The organism is Paludicola sp. MB14-C6 (genome assembly GCF_030908625.1).
Classification (GTDB): domain Bacteria; phylum Bacillota; class Clostridia; order Oscillospirales; family Ruminococcaceae; genus Paludihabitans.
In genome coordinates this window covers 229762-255026 of record NZ_CP133133.1, presented here as the reverse complement: position 1 = coordinate 255026, position 25265 = coordinate 229762, and the positions used below count along the sequence as shown (strand labels likewise).

General features: G+C 34.3%; 25 protein-coding genes. 5 read left to right on the top strand and 20 right to left on the bottom strand.

Going from position 1 to position 25265, the window contains the following annotated elements; all coding sequences use genetic code 11:
* Positions 1–42: 42 nt before the first annotated feature.
* Complete coding sequence (gene yunB, locus RBG61_RS01080; RefSeq protein WP_307944810.1) at positions 43–750, bottom strand: sporulation protein YunB; 708 nt, start codon at positions 748–750, stop codon at positions 43–45.
* 150 nt (positions 751–900) lie between these two features.
* Here yunB and pyrB point away from each other — a divergent pair, with 150 nt between their 5' ends.
* The 3 genes from pyrB to trxA are packed head-to-tail and all read left to right on the top strand — an operon-like array spanning position 901 to position 2837.
* Positions 901–1965, top strand: coding sequence for an aspartate carbamoyltransferase (gene pyrB / locus RBG61_RS01075; protein ID WP_307944807.1), 1065 nt, complete (start codon positions 901–903; stop codon positions 1963–1965).
* A complete protein-coding gene (locus RBG61_RS01070) occupies positions 1937–2503 on the top strand; it encodes a flavodoxin family protein (protein ID WP_307944804.1) in 567 nt (188 codons plus the stop codon). The genes pyrB and RBG61_RS01070 overlap by 29 nt, the downstream gene beginning before the upstream one ends.
* Before the next feature lie 16 nt (positions 2504–2519).
* On the top strand, positions 2520–2837 hold the full coding sequence (gene trxA / locus RBG61_RS01065; RefSeq protein ID WP_307944801.1) for a thioredoxin: 318 nt from the start codon (positions 2520–2522) through the stop codon (positions 2835–2837).
* 41 nt (positions 2838–2878) lie between these two features.
* Here trxA and sigG read toward each other — a convergent pair whose 3' ends face one another.
* From sigG to secA, 8 genes are all read right to left on the bottom strand, one after another.
* Entirely contained in the window at positions 2879–3649 is a 771-nt protein-coding gene (gene sigG, locus RBG61_RS01060; RefSeq protein ID WP_307944799.1) for an RNA polymerase sporulation sigma factor SigG, read from the bottom strand.
* Between the two features lie 134 nt (positions 3650–3783).
* On the bottom strand, positions 3784–4305 hold the full coding sequence (locus RBG61_RS01055) for an amidase domain-containing protein (RefSeq protein ID WP_307944797.1): 522 nt from the start codon (positions 4303–4305) through the stop codon (positions 3784–3786).
* 96 nt (positions 4306–4401) lie between these two features.
* Entirely contained in the window at positions 4402–5337 is a 936-nt protein-coding gene (secF, locus tag RBG61_RS01050) for a protein translocase subunit SecF (protein ID WP_307944794.1), read from the bottom strand.
* On the bottom strand, positions 5330–6745 hold the full coding sequence (locus RBG61_RS01045) for a preprotein translocase subunit SecD (protein ID WP_307944791.1): 1416 nt from the start codon (positions 6743–6745) through the stop codon (positions 5330–5332). Before RBG61_RS01045 ends, secF begins: the two co-directional genes overlap by 8 nt.
* A 119-nt stretch (positions 6746–6864) precedes the next feature.
* A complete protein-coding gene (purB, locus tag RBG61_RS01040) occupies positions 6865–8295 on the bottom strand; it encodes an adenylosuccinate lyase (protein WP_307944789.1) in 1431 nt (476 codons plus the stop codon).
* A 135-nt stretch (positions 8296–8430) separates the two neighbouring features.
* Entirely contained in the window at positions 8431–8562 is a 132-nt protein-coding gene (locus RBG61_RS01035; protein ID WP_307944788.1) for a hypothetical protein, read from the bottom strand.
* 72 nt (positions 8563–8634) lie between these two features.
* Positions 8635–9165: a QueT transporter family protein gene (locus tag RBG61_RS01030; protein ID WP_307944785.1), complete on the bottom strand. Its 531-nt coding sequence runs from the start codon at positions 9163–9165 to the stop codon at positions 8635–8637.
* A 181-nt stretch (positions 9166–9346) separates the two neighbouring features.
* Positions 9347–12082 carry a preprotein translocase subunit SecA gene (secA, locus tag RBG61_RS01025; RefSeq protein ID WP_307944783.1) on the bottom strand — a complete coding sequence of 912 codons (2736 nt, stop codon included), beginning with the start codon at positions 12080–12082 and terminating at the stop codon, positions 9347–9349.
* Positions 12083–12424: 342 nt separating this feature from the next.
* Between secA and RBG61_RS01020 the strand changes: the two genes are divergently transcribed.
* Positions 12425–13117 (top strand): iron-sulfur cluster assembly scaffold protein, encoded by a 693-nt coding sequence (locus RBG61_RS01020; protein WP_307944779.1) that lies wholly within the window; start codon positions 12425–12427, stop codon positions 13115–13117.
* Positions 13118–13144: 27 nt separating this feature from the next.
* Positions 13145–14143: a GGGtGRT protein gene (locus RBG61_RS01015; protein ID WP_307944777.1), complete on the top strand. Its 999-nt coding sequence runs from the start codon at positions 13145–13147 to the stop codon at positions 14141–14143.
* A 285-nt stretch (positions 14144–14428) separates the two neighbouring features.
* On the opposite strand, the gene RBG61_RS01010 is transcribed toward RBG61_RS01015, so the two are convergent.
* From RBG61_RS01010 to RBG61_RS00960, 11 genes are all read right to left on the bottom strand, one after another.
* Positions 14429–15655: an IS256 family transposase gene (locus RBG61_RS01010; protein WP_307942478.1), complete on the bottom strand. Its 1227-nt coding sequence runs from the start codon at positions 15653–15655 to the stop codon at positions 14429–14431.
* Positions 15656–15863: 208 nt separating this feature from the next.
* The gene (locus RBG61_RS01005) at positions 15864–16742 is read right to left on the bottom strand and encodes a Gfo/Idh/MocA family protein (protein WP_307944775.1); all 879 of its coding nucleotides are present in this window, start codon (positions 16740–16742) and stop codon (positions 15864–15866) included.
* Positions 16743–16754: 12 nt separating this feature from the next.
* Positions 16755–17822 (bottom strand): Gfo/Idh/MocA family protein, encoded by a 1068-nt coding sequence (locus RBG61_RS01000; protein ID WP_307944773.1) that lies wholly within the window; start codon positions 17820–17822, stop codon positions 16755–16757.
* A gap of 29 nt (positions 17823–17851) precedes the next feature.
* Positions 17852–18718 (bottom strand): sugar phosphate isomerase/epimerase family protein, encoded by an 867-nt coding sequence (locus RBG61_RS00995; protein WP_307944772.1) that lies wholly within the window; start codon positions 18716–18718, stop codon positions 17852–17854.
* A gap of 59 nt (positions 18719–18777) precedes the next feature.
* Positions 18778–19536, bottom strand: coding sequence for a glucosamine-6-phosphate deaminase (locus RBG61_RS00990; protein WP_307944769.1), 759 nt, complete (start codon positions 19534–19536; stop codon positions 18778–18780).
* Between the two features lie 15 nt (positions 19537–19551).
* Complete coding sequence (gene nagA / locus RBG61_RS00985) at positions 19552–20745, bottom strand: N-acetylglucosamine-6-phosphate deacetylase (protein WP_307944767.1); 1194 nt, start codon at positions 20743–20745, stop codon at positions 19552–19554.
* A 21-nt stretch (positions 20746–20766) separates the two neighbouring features.
* Positions 20767–21924 (bottom strand): Gfo/Idh/MocA family protein, encoded by a 1158-nt coding sequence (locus RBG61_RS00980; protein ID WP_307944765.1) that lies wholly within the window; start codon positions 21922–21924, stop codon positions 20767–20769.
* The gene (locus tag RBG61_RS00975) at positions 21917–22777 is read right to left on the bottom strand and encodes a sugar phosphate isomerase/epimerase family protein (RefSeq protein ID WP_307944762.1); all 861 of its coding nucleotides are present in this window, start codon (positions 22775–22777) and stop codon (positions 21917–21919) included. Before RBG61_RS00975 ends, RBG61_RS00980 begins: the two co-directional genes overlap by 8 nt.
* A 2-nt stretch (positions 22778–22779) precedes the next feature.
* On the bottom strand, positions 22780–23538 hold the full coding sequence (locus RBG61_RS00970; RefSeq protein ID WP_307944760.1) for a sugar phosphate isomerase/epimerase family protein: 759 nt from the start codon (positions 23536–23538) through the stop codon (positions 22780–22782).
* 21 nt (positions 23539–23559) lie between these two features.
* Complete coding sequence (locus RBG61_RS00965) at positions 23560–24573, bottom strand: sugar kinase (RefSeq protein WP_307944757.1); 1014 nt, start codon at positions 24571–24573, stop codon at positions 23560–23562.
* A 2-nt stretch (positions 24574–24575) separates the two neighbouring features.
* Positions 24576–25196, bottom strand: coding sequence for a bifunctional 2-keto-4-hydroxyglutarate aldolase/2-keto-3-deoxy-6-phosphogluconate aldolase (locus tag RBG61_RS00960; RefSeq protein ID WP_307944753.1), 621 nt, complete (start codon positions 25194–25196; stop codon positions 24576–24578).
* Between the last annotated feature and the right edge of the window lie 69 nt (positions 25197–25265).

Genomic DNA, 25265 nt, shown 5'->3' with positions numbered 1-25265 from the left:
TTACTACTATTATAACATTTTTCCTTATGATGTCAAACTGGTTTATTCATTCGTTTTTAGTTTTTTATAGGAATAATCGTTAATATCAGATAATAATGTTCTATCATCAGTAATGACATTGGTGTAATATTCTGGAACTTCTCCTACTATTACAGTTTCAGCAATAACAAAGTTCGTATTTAATTGAACTGTTGAATTATGCAAAGGCACAATTGTTGTTAAATCAACTGTCATATTTAATATAATTTCATGATGCGTTTGGTTAATTCCAACTGAGGTAAATTTGCTAACCAGTTCTGTTTTCAAATAACCGGTCGGTTCAATTTTTAATGGAATCTTAGGTCCACGACCTGTTAAATAATCATTTCCTAAAAAGGTACCTAAAGTAATGTAATACGGATATGTTTTTAAATTATCAAAATTTTCTGTTATTGCAGTTGTAAGTTTTGATTTTAATTTATTGATTTTAGCTGTTTCAGTTTCTATAGCTGTTACTTTATCATTTTTATCTTTGGTTAAATGTACAACATCATTATAGCTTACACATTCTTTATCAAGCAGTTGATACGTTGTTTCTGATAATATTTTAGTTGCTATTACTTTTGCTTGATAATTTGTAGCTTTGTTAATACTTGGTCTTATAATAATGTCTACAATTATTAGAAATACTAATGTAATTGCAAGTGAAAAAAGAAATTTATTTTTCAATCCGTTTTTTTTCTTGGGTTGCTTAATATGTCGGTTAATCATAGCATCACCTAAATTCATTTCATTTATCTAAGTATATGCAATTTTAAAAAAAACGTGAATTTATTTTATTTTAGGCGTTTTATATTGAAAAGCTTATCGAAAATTGATAAAATAAATTGAAATAGATATTTATCTTAGGCAGGAGGATATATGAATACAAAACATTTAATCGATTTAAACGATTGTTCAAAAGAAGAATGGGAAGACATCATTAACCTAGCTGTTAATATTAGTGATGCGCCAGAACGCTATGCAGAAACCTGTAAAGGCAAAATACTTGCTACTCTTTTTTATGAACCATCAACAAGAACACAAATGTCATTTCAAACGGCTATGTTAAAGCTTGGTGGTAATGTAATTGGTTTTGACAATCCGTTAAATTCCTCTGTTTCAAAAGGCGAAACTTTAGCTGATACAACAAAAATAGTAAGTGGATATGCTGATATTCTCGCTATTCGCCACCCTGTTGAGGGAGCCAGCCTAGTCAGTGCACAATATTCGAATTGTCCGATTATAAACGCTGGTGATGGTGGGCACCTACATCCCACTCAAACGTTAACTGATTTAGTAACTATGAAAAAAGAAATTGGTCACATCGATAATTTAACTGTTGGTTTTTGTGGCGATTTAAAATATGGCAGAACTGTTCATTCGTTGATAAAAGCATTATGTCATTATCAAAACATTAAGTTTATATTGATTTCTACTCCGGAACTTACTTTACCAGATTATTTTAAGGAATATATCGTCCAAAATAATTGTGCATTTCAAGATGTGTTATCATTGGAAGAAGCGATATGCGAACTCGATGTTTTATATATGACAAGAATTCAAAAAGAACGTTTTGCAAGCGAAGCTTTATATAATGAGCAAAAGAATGTATATATTTTAGACAATAAAAAACTAGAACACGCAAAGTCTTCACTTAAAATTCTACATCCACTTCCACGTGTAGATGAAATTGCGGCTGAAGTTGACGAAGACGATCGTGCTACTTATTTTAAGCAAGCAAAATATGGTGTATTTGCAAGAATGGCGTTAATTTCAACCTTGCTTGGCCAAACACATGAAAAATATCAACTGAAAGGAACTTCAAGCGAAAAAGCTTGTAGTAATTCACGTTGTATAACAAACCAAGAAAATGGTATTAGAAAATCATTTTATCAAATTGGAGAAAAATCTTACTGTGAATATTGTGATGCCGAATGCAAATAAAGCTGTCATTCTGTTTGCATCTCCTCATAAAAAAGGAAATACAGCAAAACTTTTAGAATCTTTTTTAAAACAATTTTGCTTTGAATATCAAATAATTAACTTATATAATTGTTCAATTAAGCCTTGTATTGATTGTAAGGCTTGTATTAACACTACTTGCCCTTATAATTTAGATGATATGGGTATAATAATAAAAAGAATTGAAGAATCAAATATCATTATTTGTGCTTCTCCAATTTATTTTAACCACGTTCCGGCTCCATTTAAAGCCATGATGGATCGTTGTCAGCAATTTTATCTTAACAAAATGGTATCAAGGAAAAACCAATTTGAAAAAGGACGTATCGGTATTTTGCTAACTACAGCAGGCTGTAATAATAAAAAAATATCGAATGATATATATGACGTATTTCAAATGTTTTTTCGCTGCTTTGAAACAAGTTTCATTGAACACATTGCAGTACTTGATACTGATCAAACGAATGATTTTAGCATTAGTCAAAAGCAAATTGACCATATTAAAAAATATATCAGTTGAAAATGGAGGAATACAAATGAGCTTATTAAAACTAACAAATGATACGTTTACTGATGAGGTTTTAGAGTCTGAGATACCAGTTTTAGTTGATTTTTATGCAGACTGGTGTGGACCTTGCAAAATGCTGGCACCTATTATGGACGAAATAGCAAAAGAATATGCCTCAACGGTAAAAGTTGTAAAGCTGAACATTGACGAAGTAACGGATGTTGCTTCCGAATACGGAGTTATGAGCATACCAACTTTAATTCTTTTTAAAAACGGAAAAGCTGAGAATCAGTTGGTTGGTGTTAGACCAAAAGAAACAATTATTAAAGAATTTAATCTAGAATAAAACGAAGCTCCTTAGCTAAATTGCTAAGGAGCTTCGTTTTATTAAATTTGATCTTTAATCTTATTTAATGCGCCTTTTTCTAAGCGTGATACTTGTGCTTGAGAAATTCCAATTTCATCAGCTACTTCAACTTGAGTTTTTCCCTGAAAAAATCGCAAATCCAAAATAGATTTTTCTCGGGGATTTAAGTTTTTTATTGCTTCTTTTAGTACGATTTCACCAAGCCAACTCTCATCAGTGCTTTTATCGCCTATTTGATCCATAACATAAATCGTATCGCCACCATCTGAATATACCGGTTCATATAATGATACAGGCTCAACAATAGCTTCTAATGCAAGTACTACTTTATGCTTTGGCATGTCCATTTCTTTTGCAATCTCTTCTATACTTGGTTCCTTATTGTTTTTATTCGTCAACTGTTCTTTTATTTGCATAGCACGATATGCAATATCCTTCATGGAACGACTTACTCTTACTGAGTTAAAATCACGAAGATATCTTCGGATTTCGCCCTGTATCATAGGAACTGCATATGTTGAAAACCGAACAGCTTGTGTTACATCAAAATTATCGATTGCTTTAATTAAACCAATACAACCAATTTGAAATAAATCATCTAAATTCTCACCGCGATTTACAAATCGTTGGATGACGCTTAAAACCAAACGCAAATTTCCGTTTACAAGTTTGTCCCTTGCTGACTTATCTCCTTGTTTGATTTTTTCTAGTAACTCCATTTTTTCTTTTTCTTTTAATGTCTTTAGCTTTGATGTATTCACTCCACAAATTTCAACTTTACAATAAGCCATTCAAACTACCCCGCTACTCAAATTAAGTAAAGTTAAATATATTTTTACAACTTAACTTAATAATGAGTATTGACAAATGGACAGCTTAATATTCTAGCAAATATTGTTAATTAAAACCTCTAACTTGTATAAAATTATTTATATTTTGAATTTCTTGCTCCTTCAATATGAATATATCGAAATTCGCCCACATTTTCATAGCTAGACAACGTACGATTATTACAATCAATTGAATGTGCAGCTACATAAATGTTATCAATATTACGATTTCCTTTTATGTCTGTAATGATAGGAGTATGGTCAAACTCGTAGCTGCCTTGAAAACGTATTTGAACTAAGTCTCCAGGCACAACTTCAGATATATCACACTCATACCCATAAGGACCTTCCGCTTTATTAGTCGTCATAAAACGATAAAAAAACTTCACTGAAGTCCATGCAGGTGCACGATTATTTGAATTCATATAATACCAACCATAGATTGCTTTATAATTCATAACATCACAACCTGCAAAAACACATTGAGATGCATAATTTGTACAGTCTCCGCCTATTTTTGAAAAGTCATAATAGTTTGGATTTCTTAAGTATGCCCAAGTATTAGCATAGTTAACTGCTTTTTCTCGATTATATAATATACTCACAAATTGTTCCACGAAGTACCCTCCTATCATAATCTTTCATATTTTAAATACAATACATCATATGAGGGCATAAAAAAAAGGTGCTCATTCGCACCTTTTTTATACTGATTATTTGTGACTTACAGTTGCTCTTTTTTCTTTATGCTTTTGCCACATTACCCATAGAGGACCGGCAATAAATACAGTTGAATATACACCAGAAATCATACCGATTATCATAGGAAGAGCAAAAGAAACGATTGAGCTTACACCTGAAAGTGTTGCGATAATACATACAACAATCATAGTTGAAACTGTAGCTATTGATGTATTTAATGTACGAGAAAGTGTCTCATTAATACTGTTATTTACTAATTGCTCAACAGGTAATTTTTTACCATAAAGCTTTTTGTTTTCACGAACACGGTCATAAATAACAATAGTATCATTGATAGAATAACCTAAAATAGTTAAAGCTACTGCAATAAAGTTATCATCTAATGGGATTCTGAAAATAACAAATGTACCGAAAACCATAATAAGGTCATGGACTAATGCTAAAACACCTGTCACACCGGCAGATAAACCGCTAATCTTTTTAAAACGGAATGCAATGTAAATGATGATAAGTACAGCTGCAAAACAAACTGCAACTAAACCTTTTGCAAAGAACTCTTTACCAATTGTAGGGTCAACGCTTGAATTCGTTAATAATTCAAGTTTATTTCCAAATGTAGCTTCGATTTTCTGAGAAAGTTCACTTTGCTTGTCAGCACTAATACCATTGTTATCGGCAACAACAATATCAACACTGTCTTTACCATTCAAGCCTTGTTTTTCATCAATTCTTACTTGTTTGTTAATCGTATCTTCTACTACTTTTTGAAGTTCTTTTGTATCAATTGTTTCATTGCAATTATATGTAATAATGGATCCACCTTTAAATGAGATATCCATTAAAACACCAGCAGTTAAAGATACAATCAAAATCACAAGAAAAAGCAATCCTGAAATACCAAAGAAAATTTTTCGTTTACCATAGAAATCAAAATTAAACTTAGTCATTTTTTAGACCTCCATATAACTTAGGATTTCGGAAACACTTAAACTTGGAAATTGATTTTAACATCAGTCTTGAAGCTGTTACACCACATACGAAGTTTAGAACAACACCTACTAATAATGTGAAACCGAATGAGTATACTGCACCTTGAGTTGCAGGTCCAAAGAAGAAGAAAATAGAATTGAAAGCTTTTGCTAAGAAGTTTGATGGAGCTCCGAATGCACCCATTAAGATAATTGCAATAATAATTACCGTAATATTACCATCAAAAATAGCTGAGAAACCTCTTTCGTAACCTAAAGAAATAGCACCATCAATTGATTTACCAGCACGAATTTCTTCTTTAATTCTTTCTGATGTAATGATATTAGCATCAACGCCCATACCAATTGAAAGAATAATACCAGCGATACCAGGAATCGTCATCGTAAAGCTGTTAATACCATCAAAGAAACCGGTTGATGCAGCCACCATACCGCCTACTTGTCCAAGTAGTGCAATAGAAGCAACGACACCAGGTAGTTTATATGTAATAATCATAAATAAGCAAACTAAGATAAATGAAATTAAACCTGATAATAACATTACATCTCTAGCACCTGTACCTAATGTTGGAGTAATGGTGCTGTAAGTTTCAGTTTGTAGTTTAAATGGTAATGCACCGGCATTAATTTTGTTTGCTAATGCTTTTGCACTTTCTTCATCAAAACTACCGGAAATAATAGCTTGTCCATTTGGAATAGCTGAATTTACGCTAGGATTAGAGATCATTTTATCATCCATCCAAATAGAAATTGATCCTTTGTTAGCTAATTTAGCAGTTGCATCCGCAAATTTCTTAGTTCCGTTTGAATCAAGTTTCAAAGATACGTAATGTTCATTAGATCCGCCTTCTTTTGTTGGACCATATAAAGCCTTAGCTTCAAGAACATCTTTACCTTCTAAGATAATATTATCTTTTGTAGCACCAATCATTGCGCCTTCTTTATCAATCTCATAGCCTTCTCTGAAAGTTAGCAATGCAGTGTCACCAAGTTCTTTAATTGCAGCTTCTGGGTCAAATGCAGATTCTCCCTCTTTCCATGGGAATTGAACAACGATTCTGTCTTTTTTAGCGTCAACATAAACAACATAGTCAGTAATGTTCAAAGAAACAAGTCTTTGTCTCATAACTTCTGCTGCTGCATTCATTTGCGCTTCAGTTGGGTTAATGTTTTTGTCTTTTGGGGGTGTGAATGTTACGTCAACGCCACCACGAATATCGATACCCCAACGTATGTTACTGGCGCCTTTAACGTAAATGGTTTCTTTGTCGCCATATTTTGTGCTAATGCCTGTAAAAGACAATGTAGTGAATGCGATAATGATTATAGCAACAATAAAAAATATTGGTTTTCCTACTCTTTTCATTTACTCTGCTCCTTTTTTGAAATATGTGCCATTTTATTTACCAAAATATAAAAAATCAGCACCCATATCGATAATTATAAGATAGTTTTTCGTAAAAGTCAACAAAAAGCTGTATCAAATTATACAGTAAGCTCTGCATTTTCACCTAAATCATTTTTATATTTTCTTCTAATAGGTTGAATATAATCTTCAATAAATTCATCTACTTGCTCAATACTTCTACCAACAAAGTTTTTCGGTACTAAAATGGAACCAATCTCTTCCTTTGATAAATTAAAAGAACTGTCATTGCATATTCTTTCAATTAAGTCATTATCCATCCCAAACTCTTTCACCATTTTTGCAGCTTCTATAGAATGTAGACGCAGCTTTTCATGAAGCTCTTGTCTATCTCCACCTTTTTTAACGGCTGCCATCATTATATTTTCAGTTGCCATGAATGGAAGCTCTTTCAAAACACGTTGCTCAATTACTTTAGGATAAACGACTAGCCCGTTACATACATTTAGCATAATATTCAAAATAGAATCAATAGCCAAAAATGCCTCTGCTACTGCAATACGTTTGTTTGCACTATCATCCAATGTTCTCTCGAACCATTGTGTACCTGCTGTAAACGCCGGATTTAGGCTATCAATCATAACGTAACGAGACAGAGAAGTAATACGCTCACTACGCATTGGATTACGTTTATATGGCATCGCTGAAGAACCAATTTGATTTTTTTCAAATGGCTCCTCCATTTCTTTAAAGTTTTGCAGAATTCTTAAGTCATTAGAAAATTTACTTGTTGTTTGTGCAATTCCACTTAATGTTGCGAGAATTTGAGAATCAATCTTTCTAGAATAGGTTTGTCCAGATACAGGGACGACGCTTTTAAATCCCATCTCTTTTGCAATATATTCTTCTAACTTGTTAATTTTCTTGTTATCGCCTTCAAAAAGTTCAACAAAGCTCGCTTGAGTACCGGTAGTACCTTTGGAACCTAAAAGCTGCATATTCTCAATACGATAATTGACTTCTTCAAAATCCATGAGCAATTCGTTTATCCACAAAGTTGCACGTTTACCAACAGTAGTTAACTGTGCCGGTTGTAAATGAGTATACGCTAGTGCAGGCAAGGCTTTATATTCTTCAGCAAATTTAGATAACAAGTCAATAATATTGACCAATTTTCTTCGCACTATTTCAAGAGCTTCCCTCATAATGATAATATCCGTATTATCGCCAACATAACAAGATGTTGCACCTAAATGAATAATACCCTTTGCATTCGGACACTCTTCGCCATAAGCATAAACATGTGACATAACATCATGACGAACAAGCTTTTCTCTTGCTTCTGCAACTTCATAATTGATATTATCAATGTTGCTTTCTAGTTCTTCTACTTGCTCATTGGTAATTGGTAAACCCAATTTCATTTCTGCTCGTGCTAATGCAACCCATAATCTTCTCCAAGTTTTGAATTTTTTGTCGGAAGAAAACACATATTGCATTTCATCACTTGCATAGCGTGTGCTAAATGGACTTTCATACGTATCTCGCATTTTATTTCAAACCTCCCAGTAAATTTATGAATTTTACTTATTCATTTTACCATAATAACTTAATTTAAACAAGAAAAATAAATAGTTTATTAAGAAATAAAAGAAGCCGTTGCAGAATTGCAACGGCAGTTTTCTTTATTCAATTTCTTCAGCAATAATATACTTCTTACCATAGTGATTATATAAAACGTCAACTACTATTTGTGCAAGCTTTGCTAATACCAATATACCACCTATAAAACAAATTATCTTCATCAAACATTTCATAAAAACACCTCTTCATTCATTATAAATCTATCATATCAAATTACACATAAAAATGCAAGTTGTACGAATGATTTATTTAGAAGCAAGCATATTTTTTACTGCTTTGTTCTTATCTATAAACAGCATTAATGGTAAGCCTAAACCGTAACATATTACAGCTTGACCAATCAAAACAGATCCAACATTTGTTAGTAACACAGGAATATTCGAAATATCGCTAAATACAAATGTTAATTCTAGTCCGATAATCACCGCATTTATTAACACCGGTGGCAATGGTGATAATCCATATCGAATCCATTGCTTTTTTGACTTTCCTATGTAGTAAGTTAAAATGGATGCAATTAAGGTTGCAAATGAACCAACAATAGCATCTAACCATCCAATTGGATTTGCCTGTGTAAAAAAACCAATTAGATTTGAAAGAATACAGCCTAGCGTCAATCCCGGAATAGCAGTTCCAGTATAAACAGGTAAAATGGTAAGTGATTCCCCTATTCGAAACTGTAAAATGTTAAATGACAAAACGGGTATTGCTAAAGTAAGTGCTGCGTATAATGCTGCTATTAATGCAGATTGTACGACTTTTCTAGTACGACTCATTATTAAATTCCTCCGTAGTTTTATTTTGAGTCAGGAGCTTGCGACTGACTACAGGCTTTGCCTGCTACCTCTTGTAAATTCATAATAAGTTTATCTTATTGTTTAAGAGGACGATTTAATATAACATATAAAAAAACTGCTGTCAAGTAAATTACATTGACAACAGTTTTATCATATCAAATTATTGTTGATTTATTCCACAACATTTTTTATATTTCTTGCCACTACCACATGGGCAAGGATCGTTACTTCCGATTTTTTCTTTGCGAATTGGTTGTCTTTTGACGGTATTATCTGATTCGCCATGAATTGCGGTAGTAGGTTTTGCAACTTGTTCACGTTTTACATCATTTTGCAATTTAACTGTAAGCAGCATACGAACTGTATCATGTCTGATAGAAGCAATCATTTCATCAAACATGTCAAATCCTTCTGTTCTGTATTCAATAACCGGATCATGTTGACCGTAAGCTCTTAAGTGAATACCTTTTTTCAGCTCATCCATTGCGTCAATATGATCTACCCATTTTGAGTCAACGTTTTTCAAAAGAATTACACGTTCCAATTCACGCATTGTTTCTTCGCCAATCTCTTTTTCACGAGCAGCATAAACTTCTTTTGCTTTTTCAAGTAATTGATTGATGATATCATCTCTTGAAAGATCAGCCAATTCATTCACAGTATATTTCAAATCATCTTTATTTGTTAAAACGCCTAAATAATGATCACGAAGGCCTTCCATATTCCAATCATCATGAATTTCATTATCAGCAAGATACATACAAACATCTTGAGTAATGCTTTCTTTTATCATTGTTTGAATTACTTCGGATAGATTATCATCATTTAATACTTTCGCACGTTGTCCGTAAATGATCGTACGTTGTGTATTCATAACATCATCAAATTTTAAGACATTCTTACGAATACTAAAGTTTCTACCCTCAACTTTGCGTTGAGCTGATTCAATTGTATTGGTCAATAATTTATTCTCTATAGATTGAGATTCATCCACATTTAAGCGAGTCATCATGCCTTGAATTCTCTCTCCACCAAATAAACGCATCAAATCGTCTTCTAGTGAAATATAAAAACGGCTACAGCCCGGGTCACCTTGACGACCGGCACGACCACGTAACTGATTATCAATACGACGTGATTCATGACGCTCTGTACCAATGATAAATAGACCGCCTGCTTCACAAACTGCTTCAGCCTCAGGCTTAATTTGTTCCTTAAACTTTTTATTTAATTCAGCATACTCAGCTCTTAAAGCAATAATCTCTGCGTCGTCTGTTTCGCTATAACTGGTTGCTAACGCAATTTGTTCATCAGTGTATCCTTTTTTCTTTAATTGGGCAACTGCAAGATAATCTGCGTTACCGCCAAGCATAATATCGGTACCACGACCAGCCATGTTAGTAGCAATGGTAACAGCACCCTTTTTACCAGCTTGAGCTACAATTTCTGCTTCCTTATCATGTTGTTTTGCATTTAATACTTCATGCTTGATTCCTCTACGTTTTAACATAGAGCTTAATAACTCGGATTTATCAATTGAAACCGTACCAACAAGAACAGGTTGTCCTATTTTATGGCACTCTACGATTTGGTCAATAACAGCATTATATTTTGCTAGTTCTGTTTTGTATATTGCATCATCATAATCGGTACGGATACAAGGCTTATTAGTAGGTACCTCAACAATGTCAAGTTTATAAATTTCGTTAAATTCAGCTTCCTCTGTTAAAGCTGTACCGGTCATACCGGATAGTTTTTCATAGAGACGGAAGAAATTTTGGAATGTAATCGTAGCAAGTGTTTTGGATTCTCTTGCAACTTGTACGCCTTCTTTTGCTTCAATTGCTTGATGCAAGCCCTCACTAAATCGACGACCAACCATAATACGACCTGTGAATTCATCAACAATTAAAACTTCGCCATCTTTTACAACATACTCTACGTCAAGCTTCATGATACCATGCGCTTTTATAGCTTGGTTAATATGATGTTGAATTGTCAAGTTTTCCGCATCCATTAAGTTTTCAATATTAAAGAAACTTTCTGCTTTTTTAACACCGCTTGGAGTTAAGGTTGCAGTTTTCGCTTTCTCATCAACAATATAGTCTGCATCAACATCATCGTCATGTTGTTTTGTATCTTGCTCAACTACCTTATGCATCTTTAATCTGCTTGCGAATTTATCAGCAATTGAATACAATTCAGTTGATTTCTCGCCAGGTCCGGAAATGATAAGTGGAGTACGAGCTTCATCAATTAAGATAGAGTCAACCTCATCCACAATTGCGAATACAAAATCTCTTTGTACTTTATCTTTTTTGTATATAACCATATTATCACGCAAGTAATCGAAGCCAAGCTCGTTATTTGTTGCATAAGTAATATCGCTATTGTATGCAGCTCTTTTTTCATCGTTTGACATATCATGTAGAATCAAACCTACAGAAAGGCCTAAATACTTATATACCTTACCAACCCATTCAGATTGATATTTCGCTAGATATTCATTGACCGTTACAACATGTACACCTTTTCCGTTTAATGCATTTAAATATGCCGGTAACATTGCAACGAAAGTTTTACCTTCACCTGTTTTCATCTCGGCAATTCTTCCTTGATGAAGAATAATACCACCAATTATTTGAACTGGGAAATGTTTAATACCAATAACTCTCCATGAAGCTTCTCTACAAACAGCAAAAGCGTCCGGTAAAATTTGATCTAATGTTTCCCCATCTTCTAATCTTTGCTTTAATATATTTGTTTGTTCTTGCAGTTCTTGGCTACTCATTGCTTGATATTTTTTTTCTAAATCAAGAACACGTTGTTGAATTGGCTCTATCTTTTTCAATTCTTTTTTGCTATAAGAACCAAATATTTTTTCTAATAATGACATGCCTTCACCTCATATATAATAATCGTTTCTAGTTTCACTCTTTTTCACTAAACATTTCCTATTATATATTGTTTCAATGTTTCTTTCAAGACTTTTTTGTTAATAATAATTAAGCACAATATTATGAAAGGAAATTCGTTAAATTTATAACAGTAATACTATTGATTTAATGGATTTTATTTATTATAATATAAAAGACGTAAAATGCGTTAATAATGTTTCTAGCTTGTTTTTTTGGATAAGCTAGTCTTATTGTGTGTTTCAACATAAATACAAATTATGTGCTACACGGAAAAATTAAATGGACTAACCATAAATGGTTAAACCGAAAGGAGTAGAAATATGAACTATTCTCATGAAGTCGAGAGAATGTGTACTCTCACAAAAGGCCCTAAACATGGTCCAGCACCTATTCCAGAAGAAGGTCGTTGGGTTAAAGCTTACGAAATTACTGATATTTCAGGTCTATCTCACGGTATAGGTTGGTGTGCACCTCAACAAGGTACATGTAAACTTACACTTAACGTTAAAAATGGTATTATCGAAGAGGCTTTAGTTGAAACTCTTGGTTGTTCCGGTATGACTCACTCTGCTGCTATGGCTGGTGAAATTCTAACTGGTAAAACAATTCTTGAAGCATTAAACACTGACCTTGTTTGTGATGCTATTAACGTTGCAATGAGAGAAATCTTTTTACAATTAGTTTATGGTAGAACTCAAACTGCGTTTTCTGAAGACGGCTTACCAATCGGTGCTGGTCTTGAAGACTTAGGTAAAGGTTTACGTTCCCAAATCGGTACAATCTTTGCAACAAACGCTAAAGGCGTTCGTTACATGGAAATGGCTGAGGGTTACATCCTAAAAGTTGGTATTGATGAAAACGGCGAAGCTATCGGTTATCAATTCGTTAAATTAGGTAAAATGCTTGAAGACATTCGTCATGGCGTTGATCCAACAACTGCTTACAACAACAACATTGGAACATATGGACGTTTTGCAGAAGCTGCTAAACACATTGATCCTCGTGAAGAATAATTAGATAAGAAGAAGGAGGTAACTATAATGGCTAAATTTGAAGGACAAGAAAGAAGAATGCCTAAAATCGAAAAATGTCTTGCAGAGTATGGTTTTGCTACAATTGACGCTGCTAGAGATTTTTGTTTAGAAAAAGGCATTAATGTTGAAGATATTATCAGAGGTGTGCAACCAATCGCATTTGAAAATGCTGTTTGGGCTTACACTCTAGGTACTGCTATCGCACTTAAAAAAGGTATTACAAAAGCTGCTGACGCTGCTGAAGCTATCGGCCTTGGTCTACAAGCTTTCTGTATTCCTGGTTCTGTTGCTGAACAACGTGATGTTGGTATCGGCCATGGTAACCTAGGTGCAATGCTTTTAAAAGAAGAAACTGATTGTTTCTGCTTCCTAGCTGGTCACGAATCTTTTGCTGCTGCTGAAGGTGCAATCGGTATTGCAAGAACTGCTAACAAAGCAAGAAAATCTCCATTAAGAGTTATTCTAAATGGTCTTGGTAAAGATGCTGCTTATATCATTTCAAGAATCAACGGATTTACTTACGTTGAAACTGATTATGATTTTGCTACTGGCGATCTAAAAGTTGTTAGAGAAGTTGCTTTCTCTAAAGGCGAAAAAGCTGCTGTTAGAGTATTTGGTTGTAACGACGTTCTAGAAGGCGTTGCTGTAATGAAAATGGAAAAAGTTGACGTTTCTATTACTGGTAACTCAACTAACCCAACTCGTTTCCAACATCTTGTTGCTGGCACATACAAAAAATGGGCTATGGAACATGGTGTAAAATACTTCTCTGTTGCTTCTGGCGGCGGAACAGGACGTACACTTCACCCAGATAACGTTGCTGCAGGTCCTGCTTCTTATGGTCTAACTGACTCTATGGGACGTATGCATGGTGACGCTCAATTTGCTGGTTCTTCTTCCGTTCCTGCTCACGTTGAAATGATGGGACTAATCGGTATGGGTAATAACCCAATGGTTGGTGCTACTGTTGCTTGTGCTGTTGCTGTTGAACAAGCTAGCAAATAGTATCATTATAGCGTTCGTTAGCATCATTATTATTTAGTATTTTGTAAAAAATACTGTGATAAAATATTTTGTCACCCGTTTTGTTACCCAAAATATTTTGGGTAACAAGGCGGGTGACATTTTTCGGGTATACCAAGAATTTTGTGTAAATAGAAAAACAATCAGAACAAGAAATAGGAACAAAATAGTAATTGACATAGTGTATAGGTTAGTTGAAACAAGTTTATTTAATGACAAAAGGGGCATGCCCCTTTTGTCATTAAATTTTGGCGGATGAACATAGAATCATCCAGCGATTCTGTCCGAAAACATGATGTTTAATTGGTTTAAAACAACGTCCCAATTTCGACAACGTTGTGTCCATCGTTCGACAATTTTTTTTGAAGCTAAATACAGTATCCTTTTTAAACTATCATCATTTTGAAATGATGGTTTATTCTTGGTTATTTGTCTGAACTGCCTGTTTAATCCCTCAATAATATTAGTTGTGTATATTATTTTCCTTACATCAGTTGGATATGCAAAAAAGGTTGATAGTATATCCCAGTTATCCTCCCAACTCTTTATGCAAGAAGGATAACTTTTACCCCATTTTTCTTTGAATGATATTAGATTATTCAATGCTTCTTCCTCTGTAACAGCTTGATATACTAGTTTTAGATCTGCCATTAACTTCTTGATATCTTTGTATCCTACATATCGTGTTGAATATCGAATTTGATGTATAATACAACGTTGAATGTGCGCTTTGGGATATGCTGCATTGATTGCTTCTTTAAAACCTTTTAAACCGTCAACACAAAATAGGTATACATCTTGCAAACCCCTTGATTTCAAGTCATTCATAACGCTCAACCAGAATTTTGAGCTCTCGTTTTCTCCAATCCAAATGCCCAATATATCTTTATTTCCTTCAAGTGTAATTCCTAAAACCACATATGCTGCTTTCGTTACAAACTGATTGTTTTCTTTTACTTTGTAGTGTATTGCATCCATGAACACAAATGGGTATACACTATCTAGTGGACGGTTTTGCCATGCTGTTACTTCCGGCATTATTTTTTCTGTTATCTTGCTTACTAGTCCATCTGAAATTTCTACATCATAAAGATTTTTTACTTGTTCAGCAATATCTCGTTGAGACATGCCACAAGAGTAAAGTGCAATAATTTTTTCTTCCATCCCGTCAGCATTACGATTATATTTACCAATAATTTGTGGTTCAAATTCACCGTTTCTATCACGAGGAACATTAATATCCACTTCGCCAAGTTGTGTTTTAACTGTTTTCTTTGAATATCCATTTCGATAATTTTTCGACATGCTTTTTCCGTCATCGTTCGCTATTCTTTGACTTTTTTGGTAACCCAATTCTTCGTCTAATTCACTATCCATAACTTGCTGAAGAACATCTTTGAACATCTCTTTCATTGCCTGCATAACCTCTGTTGTGCTTGTGAAGTTTTGGCTGTTCACATACTCTTTTAATAACTCTTTCGGTTGCTTTTCCATAAAAAAATACTTCCTTTCATACTTGAATTTATTATCTTAATTCTTGTCTGATTGGAAGTACCTTATTCACTTTTACACAAAATTTTCGGGAGTCTCCATTTTTCATTAATACCTTAAATTTTATGTAACAACATTGAATCATAACATTCAAAATTATATCTAACTTTACGATAAAGTTTGTTAATTCAAATCACATTTAAGATTATTCTTACTGTACTTTTGTTTCTTTCCCTGTTTGAATAGCTTGTTCAATTGCGTTAATCACTGAAACTGGTTTTACAAGTTCTTCATACGATTGTGGCATTTCGCCTGTGCGAAGCATGTGAATATAATGCTCTACTTCTTGCTTAAAGATAAAGGAAATATCAATATTACGAACAACGTTTTTCTCTTGTCCATATATAATACCTGTGTATTGTTTTGCATCCTTTGTAAAGTTTAGTGTTATATCATAGTTTTTATAACGGAATAAGCAAATTCTGCTCTTATTCTTTTCAAAAGCAACAACACTTTCCACATCAAATCCAAAAATAGTGAGTGCCATTTCTACTAAGTGTGGAGAATAGAAATAAAAACCGTCATATTCGCTGTCTGGATCTGCTGGGAAGCTAACGCTTCCCGTTATCATCGTATTAGCTTTTACCATTTGCTCTACTTCATTTTGTAACAAAGTAACATCATATGCTAATTTACATCCGGATCCACCTGATAGTGGAACATTGCGCTTTTTTGCCTCTTCAATGAGTTTAACTGCTTCTTCTCTATCTACAGTGAACGGCTTATCAATAAAGCAAGGAATTCCTTTTTGAATGAATGGCATTGCATATTGTGCGTGAAGAGAGCCTTTTCTGCAAGTAATAATCATTGCATCAACTTTGCCAAAAAAATTATCTGCAGACGCTGCAATAAACTCTGCATTCGCTTCTTCAACAATTCTTGTTGCGGATTCAAGATCAGGACCGTATACGCCAACTACTTTTGCATCAGGATATAAAAGCTTTCCTGTTTTTTCATTCGGTAGGTTAATCAGTTTTGCAAACGTTAAAGCATGCGTGTTTTCTGTTCCGATAATACCGATTCTATACATAATATCCTCCAATTAAAACTTCTTAGAAAGTGGATTTTGTTTATGACATTCTTCAATCACTGCAATTTGTTGTCTCACTTGTTGAGGGGTTACCACCAATGGTACATTATTTACTAAGTGGTTATACACTGTTTGATATAAGCTATCTACTGCATCTGTAAATGTTCCTGTATTTTCAGTTTTCCATTCTTCTTCATACCATTTTAATTGTTCAGAACAATATTTAGGGAAACCCTCTTCATCGCATATTGGTGTGCGAATAATATGTTGTTCTGGTGATTCTTCCGGTTTGAAATATCTCCATTTCATTTCGTTCATTCCGCCTTTTAATCCGCCTGTTGTACCCATGATGTTATATGTAAAAGAAGGATATGCATCACAAGAACAAATTTCAACATCAATAAGTGGGCGATCTGGTGCTGTTAGAATCAATTTTACATAGTCTTCTGCATCGCCAAATGTGTTTACACGATCCATCTTACACATTACATTTGGCATACCTTCACGGAAGTTTAGAATATCTAATGCTTGGTCAACTGGATGTGGACCTGTGTTTAATAGGCTTCCACCATAAAAATCTTGACAACATTGCCAATCCCAACGACGAGCATATCCATTAAATTCGATGCTCACTTGTACTAATCTTCCTAATACACCAAAATCGATAACACTTTTCACTTGGTTATAATATGGTGCAAAGCGAGATTGTTGGAAAACAGCAATCATGCAGTTATTATTTTGGGCAGCAGCGATAATGTCGTCTACTTCTTGTACTGTACGAGCAAATGGTTTTTCACTTAATACGTTAAAGCCATGATTTAATAAATCAATTGAAATACTTGGGTGAAGATAACTTGGTGTTGCGTTTACAACAAAGTCGATATCTGTTTTATCGAATAGTTCTTGGTAGGTTTCTAATACCACACAACCATATTCTTCTTTTGCTCTTTCACGGCGAAGTGCAATTGGATCTACCACATATGCAACTTCAAACTGCTCAAGATTTGTTTTTAAATATGCTCCATGAATATTTCTACCACTTCTACCTTGACCTAAAATTGCTAATCTTAGTTTTTTCATAATAAATGCCTCCTCTTTTTTTGTTGGTATTATACATTACATTTCTTCATAATATCTTTCCAATTTTTCATACATTCTTCGCTGGCTTCTAATCCTAAATAAGAAAATGTAGAGCCCTTTGGTTGTTTTAATATCTCTTCGGACAACTCATGTGCTGGACGATAATGAGTTTCTAAGGATACATAACCTTGATAGCCATCATTTAATAACGCTTTGAATTGTCCAACAAAATCAAAATCGCCTTTTCCAATTATCATCGCTTCCGGTTTTCCATTTACTCGCTTCGCGTCTTTCAAATGCATATGAACTAAGTAAGGCTTGATCATTTCATATCCATCTGGATAAGGACATTCTTCCTCTTCATCATAGATGTCATTCCCAGGGTCCCATAAAGCTTTTACATAAGGAGAGTTTAGTTCTTTTAACACCATAACCGCTCTTTTTGCATTGGTTGTATATACGGTTGGATCAAATTCCAATGCCAGCAGCATATTTGCTTGTTTTAAAAGCACAATCGGTTCTTGAAACTTCTTGACTATATCGGAAATGCTTTGTTCAAAGTCTCCTTTATTCCAAAAAGTGAATCCACGAATAAGACTACATCCTAGCTCTTTTGCGATATGAATACAACGTTTTAAGCCTTCTATATGCTCTTCAATTTCTTGTTTATTATCAATATCGCATTTAAAAAAAGGAGCACTAATACAACAAACCTTTAATCCTGTTCCTTTTAAGATGGCTTTCATTTTATCAATATCCACTTGATTCATTTCAAATGGGTTTTTCTCGTCTACCGAACGAATCTCAACGGCATCTAGTTTATGACGTAATGCAAAATCAACTGCTACTTGAAAATCTTGTGATACTTCATCAGTAATGACTGCTGTTTGAAACATATTATCTCCCCTTTTGCTATCTCTTTCACATGGTAAGCGAACATCTTTTGCGCCTACAACTATATTAAACTACCACTATCGGCATCAATATACATTGTTGCATTTTCACATCTTCTTAAAATAGATGCTGGATATTTTTCTGAAATTTCTTTTGTTACAACATTTTTTACAGCTTCTGCTTTTGTTTTTGCAGGTACCATACAATAAATATAATCTGCGGAAACTAAAGTTGGAATTGTCAGAGTAATTGCATGCATTGGAACTTTATCTATAGAAGAAAAGCACCCATCATTCACTTGTTGTTGCCTACAAGTCAAATCAAGCTCTACAATTTTAACTGCTTCTTTATCATCAAAGAAAGCAATATGTGGATCATTGAAAGCGATATGTGCATTTTCTCCAATTCCCATACATACAATGTCAATTTTCTGTTTGTTCAACAACTTTGCATAACGATTACATTCTTCTTGAGGATTACTATTTTGTCCATCAATATAGCTTACTGTTTTAAAGTTTGCTTGATTAAATAACCGATCTTTTAAAAAGTTTCCAAACCCTTGTGGAGCTTCTTTTTCTAATCCAATATATTCATCCATATGGAATGCGTTGATTCTATAAAAATCAATCTCTTTATCTTGGAGCAAGCTACTCAAAAACTCATTTTGGGAAGGAGCTGCTGCAAAAATCATTGCAATCTCTGCTTTGGTTTTTAATAATTCTTTTATTTTTGTTGCCACATCCTTTGCCGCTGATTGTCCCATTTCTTCCCGTGTATTATATTGATTCACTTTCAGTTTGTCAACCTCAAATGTCTTCATTCTATTCCACCATTCTTATACGAATTCGTATTGCTTTCTATATATTAGTTCACCATTTACAACAGTTGCTTTTATGTTAATCTCTGAATCATACAATGTAAAGTCAGCATCATATCCGAGTGCTACAATACCTTTATTTTTAATCTTTGCAATTCTTGCAGGTGTTGCAGTCATCATACGAACTGCATCGCATAGTGGAACATCAGCTAGCTGAATCATATTGCGAACAACTCTATCCGCTGTTGCAACGCTTCCCGCAAATGCAGAACGATCGAACAGTTTTGCAACGCCATCTTCAATAACCACTTCTTGACCTGCTTTTAAGCTACCGAGAATACTTTTTCCGTCAGGCATTCCTGCTCCACGCATTGAATCGGTTACCAAACAAATTTTGTCTGCACCTTTTGTTTGATAAACATATTTTAAAATACTAGCAGGTAAATGCTTTCCATCTGCAATAATTTCTACGGTCATTTCATCAATCATATAAGCACTTTCCGTTACACCTGGATAGCGAAATGAATTTTTCCGCACCATAGCAGACATTCCGCTATATAAATGCGTAATATGAGTAAATCCATTTTCAAAAGCTTGCTGCACATCTTCTAATACTGCATCACTATGTCCGATGGAAGCTAATATACCATGTTTGCGTAACGCACAAGCGAACTCACTAATTCGCTCTAGTTCAGGAGCTGCTGTCCAACGTACAATATCGGTTGTGCTATTTAAAAGTGCTTCATATTCTACAGGGTCCGGTGCTTTAATATATTTCTCGTCTTGTGCACCTCTCTGATTTTGTGAAAAATATGGGCCTTCTAGATGTAATCCATATAAAATTGCACCTTTACTCTTCCCTTTGGCTTGATGAAATACTTTTACGACGTTTTCTAATTCTTCGTTGCTACAAGCAAGGGTAGTTGGAAGCAACAACGTTGTTCCGTGTTTTGCATGGACAATTGCTGCTTCTAAAAAAGCTTCTTCTGTGCCATCCATGAAATCGTGTCCACCTGCTCCGTGGGTATGAAGATCAATAAAACCAGAAGATAGATATTGATGTTTCGCATCTAGCACACCTTCTCTTTCACTATCATCCTCACGCATTTTTCCTACATAGGTGATTATTCCGTTCTCTATGCAAACCTCTGCATCTTCAATCACACGATATGGAGTCACTACATTTGCATGAATAATTTTATTGATTTTCATTTTACGACCATCCTTTATTGCTTAATATGTTCCCTCTAAATTTTGTAATCTTGCTACAACATTATCTTTTGTTTTAGAAGTTTTAATTAACTCATTTAGTTTTTCTAAATATAACTCTTTATCGATTGGTAGTTCAACCCAATCATTTGTAAAGCTTGATAAATGGATTGCATTGGAGATTGTTAGTCCATTAATTCCTTCGTATCCAGGAGCTAATAATTTCTCGCCTTGTAAGATTGCTTTTACAAAGTTTCTTAGAATACCATTGTGTCCTGTTTCTACACCTTCTGGTTTGATTTCTGTATATACTTTTTCAGGTGTTTTAAAGCCTTCTTCACAAGTGACACACCATTCACGTTCTGGTACTTTTAATTGCCAAAGATGCATTTTACCATCTTCAATCACAAGTTTGCCTTTATCGCCAGTAATTTCAAGACGGTTGGTGCCTGGAGTTTCTCCAGTTGTAGTAATAAAAGTAGCTATTGAACCATTTGCATATTCTGCGTATGCAGTAACTTCATCTTCTACTTCAATATCATGCCATTTACCCATTTGGCAAGTTGCTCTGATTCTTGTTGGCATACCGAAAATCCATTGCCATAAATCTAAGTTATGAGGGCATTGGTTAATTAACACACCGCCGCCTTCACCAGCCCATGTTGCTCTCCATGTACCAGAATCATAATAAGATTGCGTACGATACCAATCCGTAATAATCCAAATACAACGTTTCAATTCGCCTAAAGCACCGCTTTTTACAAGCTCTCTTGCTTTTTGGTACATTGGGTTTGTACGTTGGTTGTACATAATTCCGAACACTTTGCCTGATTTTTTCGCAGCTTCGTTCATAGCTTCTACTTGCTTTGTATATACACCAGCAGGTTTTTCTGATATTACATGTAGACCTTTTGAGAAACCGTAGATTGCCATTTCAGGATGGAAGTAATGTGGTACTGCAATCAAAATCGCATCTAAGTTTTCATTTTCAATCATCTCTTTGTAATCTTGATAAAAAGGTATGCCTTTTACGTTTTCATCTACCCAAGCTTGTTTGGTTGGTTCGATATCACAAACTGCTCCTAGTTGCATATTTTCAACTTCATTGTTATAGATGTTTTTTGCATGAACACTACCCATGTTACCAATTCCGATAATTCCAATTTTCACTTGATTATTCATAACAATATCCTCTCTTATCTAAGATGTCTTTTAATGCAGTTACAGCCACATCAAATGCTTCCCCTTGGGATTGATATGTATATTTATGTTTTAACTCTTCATCTTGTAAATTACTAAGTCCACTAAATACGGTAAGATGTGGTTCAACGGTTAATAGCTTTTCTTTTCCTTGCTCATAAAAGCTATCTAATATTGTTGCTATTGCACCATCGCCTTTGCCTGCAGGCACTACAATTCCATCTTCCATGATTGCATCTTTAATATGAATATAGTCAATATAAGGTTTTAAATCTGCAAAAATGGATTTCGGATCTTCTTTACATTGAATATAGTTTGCTGGATCAAAAATCCCCTTTAAGTCAGAGTTGTTTTCATGTAATTCTAACACACGTTTTTTTACATCGCCATAGATTTCTTTTTCGTTTTCATGGCAACAAACCACGCCATTTTGTTTTGCTAGCGTTGTGAACACTTCAAGTCGGCTCAAAACTTCTTCACGATATTGTTCGGCTTCTGCTCCTTTTGGAATGAAAAAGCTAAACATACGAATGCGTTTTGTCTTCAAAATTTTAGCCGTTTCTATTGCTCGTTGAAAGCGTTCTAAATGAATATCAAAAGGCTCTTCAATATTATATTTTCCAATCGGCGAACCTATGGAAGATACCATAATTCCATTTTCATCAAGCTGTTTTTTTATAGCTACAAGTTCAACTTTTGAACAATCAATAATACATTTTCCGTTTACATTTCGAATTTCTATTCTTTTAATATTGTTTCTTTTGAGCGCCTCAATTTGTCTCTCTAATCTCTCTGCTGCTTCATCTGCAAACGCAGATAATAGAAAATCAGCCATAATTAATATCCTGCCTTCTTTAAGTTATCAAAACTAATTTTCAATTCATCAAATGGATCTTTACCATAGCAATCATCTTGTTCTACCATTGCATATACTACGCCTGCTTTTTCACAAGCTTCAAAAATTTCATCAAAACATAAATTGCCTTCAAAGATAGGTGCCATAACTTGCTTACGATCTCTGATTGCCATATCTTTAATATGAATTACTTCTGTTCTACCTTTTAATTGTTCAATTTGTTTTGCTGGGCATCTTCCAGCATATTGAATCCAATAAGTATCCGGTAAAAAAGCCCATTCGTCTGGATTTGTTTCTTGAATCATCATATCATATGGTGTCGTACCTTCGAAATGCAAAAACTCAAACTCATGGTTATGATAATAAAATTTCATTCCATGTTCTGCCATCTTCTTTGCAGCAACACTAAAGTCTTTTACAAACTGACGGTATCCGTTTAAATCCGTTTTATATCGATCTGGTAAAGAGCCAATACCAATTCGATTGCAACCAAAGATTTTATGTTCTACGATTACTTGCTCAGTTTCGTTTAAAACACGTTCAGGGTTAATATGTGTAATTACAATCTCTAATCCGTTTTCCTTTGCAATATCTCGCAGTTCTTCTGGCTTAATTGGTCCAATTCCAGAAACTTGAACCGCTTGATATCCAATATCTGCAATTTTTTTGAACGATTTACTTACATCATCGACTGTTTGAATATAATCACGTATTGTATAAAGTTGTGCGCCTATTTTCATCTTATTTTCTCCCTTTTACTGTTATCTTTTAATGTTTCCGTTACCGTCACCATTCACTAATGCCATTACTTCCTCAACAGACACCAAATTAAAATCACCTTGTATGGAATGTTTTAAGCAAGATGCCGCAGTTGCAAATTCAACGGTTTGTTGCATAGTATATTTTTTATATGCACTATAAATATAACCCGCCGCAAAACTATCTCCGCCGCCAATGCGGTCAACAATATCCATTTTGTATTTCTTTGCAATATAACAATTCCCGTCATACAACAAGGCTGACCATTCATTTACTGATGCAGATATAGTCTTTCTCATCGTCATTGCAATTACTTTTGTTTCAAAAGTATCTTTCACTTGTTTTGCAACAGCAATTGCAGTTTCTACATCATCTGATTTTCCGTAATAAGCAGTTCCAATAGAAAATACATCATAAATGCTACCTGTATTTGCAAAAAGTATATCAATATATGGCATATAGCTGGTCATTACTTCTTTTGCCTTTTCTTTGCTCCAAAGCTTTGCACGATAGTTTAAATCGCAAGAAATTGTAATTCCCTTTTCCTTTGCTTTTTGCAAGGCTGTCAATAAAATATTACTTAAATTATCGCTAATTGCAGGTGTAATTCCAGTAAAATGAAACCATGATACGCCATTTAAAATAACATCCCAATTAAAATCAGTTTCTTGTGCTTTTGCAATGGAGGAATCTGCTCTGTCATAGATTACTTGAGACGGGCGTTGAGATGCACCTTTTTCATAGAAGTATAGTCCCATCCGTGCATGATTACTTTCATCCATTACAATCCCGCTTGTGTCAACGCCATATTTCATCAGCTCACTTTTACACGATAAACCAATTTCATGATTAGGTAGCTTTGTGATATGTTTTACTGGAATTCCAAATTGAGCAAGAGAAACTGCAGTATTGGCTTCTGCTCCTCCAAAATCAATTTGAAAGCTATGCGCTTGCTTGATTCGTTGCAATTCAGGAGGGGTTAGCCTCAATAACACTTCTCCAAATGTTAGTACCATGCCTATCCCTCCCTAAACAAGTGAATCTGCTTGATAAATTGTTCTGCATTTTGCTTGACATTTCCTTTTGTCAATGAACTACCTGCTCCGACTGCCACAGCACCTGCTTGTAGCCATTCGCAGACATTTTCAGGGTTTACTCCTCCTGTTGGCATCAATTGTGCATAAGGAAGTGGGCCTTTAATTGCTTTCAAGAAATTGATTCCTAACACTTCTCCTGGGAATACTTTTAAGATATCACAACCTGCTTCCATTGCAGATACGGCTTCTGTTATTGTCATAATGCCACTCATATTTGCAATGCGATAGCGATTACACATACGAATAACATCTGCATTAAAATGTGGTGATACAATAAATTGTGCTCCTGATAAGATTGCAATTCTTGCGGTTTCTGAATCTAAAACAGTTCCAGCACCTAGCAAGATTGAGTTGCCATATTGATTATGTAACTCTTCAATCACATGATGTGCAAAAGGAGTTGTAAACGTTAGTTCAATTGCAGTAATTCCACCAGCTACACATTCTTTAACAATATCGAGTGCTTCTTGCTTTGTATTGCCTCGTACAACAGCAACAATTCCAGCTTGCTTAATTTTTAATAAAACCTGCTCTTTTTGCATAGTACACATCCTCTATATATGATTATTTATGGTACCGTTCGAGAAAATATGGAATCCCCCCTACAAATT

Bases quoted from the DNA above. Each gene is read 5' to 3' on its own strand.
- yunB (WP_307944810.1), bottom strand. From the start codon at position 750: ATGATTAACCGACATATTAAGCAACCCAAGAAAAAAAACGGATTGAAA.
- pyrB (WP_307944807.1), top strand. From the start codon at position 901: ATGAATACAAAACATTTAATCGATTTAAACGATTGTTCAAAAGAAGAA.
- trxA (WP_307944801.1), top strand. From the start codon at position 2,520: ATGAGCTTATTAAAACTAACAAATGATACGTTTACTGATGAGGTTTTA.
- sigG (WP_307944799.1), bottom strand. From the start codon at position 3,649: ATGGCTTATTGTAAAGTTGAAATTTGTGGAGTGAATACATCAAAGCTA.
- secF (WP_307944794.1), bottom strand. From the start codon at position 5,337: ATGACTAAGTTTAATTTTGATTTCTATGGTAAACGAAAAATTTTCTTT.
- RBG61_RS01045 (WP_307944791.1), bottom strand. From the start codon at position 6,745: ATGAAAAGAGTAGGAAAACCAATATTTTTTATTGTTGCTATAATCATT.
- purB (WP_307944789.1), bottom strand. From the start codon at position 8,295: ATGCGAGATACGTATGAAAGTCCATTTAGCACACGCTATGCAAGTGAT.
- RBG61_RS01035 (WP_307944788.1), bottom strand. From the start codon at position 8,562: ATGAAATGTTTGATGAAGATAATTTGTTTTATAGGTGGTATATTGGTA.
- RBG61_RS01030 (WP_307944785.1), bottom strand. From the start codon at position 9,165: ATGAGTCGTACTAGAAAAGTCGTACAATCTGCATTAATAGCAGCATTA.
- secA (WP_307944783.1), bottom strand. From the start codon at position 12,082: ATGTCATTATTAGAAAAAATATTTGGTTCTTATAGCAAAAAAGAATTG.
- RBG61_RS01020 (WP_307944779.1), top strand. From the start codon at position 12,425: ATGAACTATTCTCATGAAGTCGAGAGAATGTGTACTCTCACAAAAGGC.
- RBG61_RS01015 (WP_307944777.1), top strand. From the start codon at position 13,145: ATGGCTAAATTTGAAGGACAAGAAAGAAGAATGCCTAAAATCGAAAAA.
- RBG61_RS01010 (WP_307942478.1), bottom strand. From the start codon at position 15,655: ATGGAAAAGCAACCGAAAGAGTTATTAAAAGAGTATGTGAACAGCCAA.
- RBG61_RS01005 (WP_307944775.1), bottom strand. From the start codon at position 16,742: ATGTATAGAATCGGTATTATCGGAACAGAAAACACGCATGCTTTAACG.
- RBG61_RS01000 (WP_307944773.1), bottom strand. From the start codon at position 17,822: ATGAAAAAACTAAGATTAGCAATTTTAGGTCAAGGTAGAAGTGGTAGA.
- RBG61_RS00995 (WP_307944772.1), bottom strand. From the start codon at position 18,718: ATGTTTCAAACAGCAGTCATTACTGATGAAGTATCACAAGATTTTCAA.
- RBG61_RS00990 (WP_307944769.1), bottom strand. From the start codon at position 19,536: ATGAAGACATTTGAGGTTGACAAACTGAAAGTGAATCAATATAATACA.
- nagA (WP_307944767.1), bottom strand. From the start codon at position 20,745: ATGAAAATCAATAAAATTATTCATGCAAATGTAGTGACTCCATATCGT.
- RBG61_RS00980 (WP_307944765.1), bottom strand. From the start codon at position 21,924: ATGAATAATCAAGTGAAAATTGGAATTATCGGAATTGGTAACATGGGT.
- RBG61_RS00975 (WP_307944762.1), bottom strand. From the start codon at position 22,777: ATGGCTGATTTTCTATTATCTGCGTTTGCAGATGAAGCAGCAGAGAGA.
- RBG61_RS00970 (WP_307944760.1), bottom strand. From the start codon at position 23,538: ATGAAAATAGGCGCACAACTTTATACAATACGTGATTATATTCAAACA.
- RBG61_RS00965 (WP_307944757.1), bottom strand. From the start codon at position 24,573: ATGGTACTAACATTTGGAGAAGTGTTATTGAGGCTAACCCCTCCTGAA.
- RBG61_RS00960 (WP_307944753.1), bottom strand. From the start codon at position 25,196: ATGCAAAAAGAGCAGGTTTTATTAAAAATTAAGCAAGCTGGAATTGTT.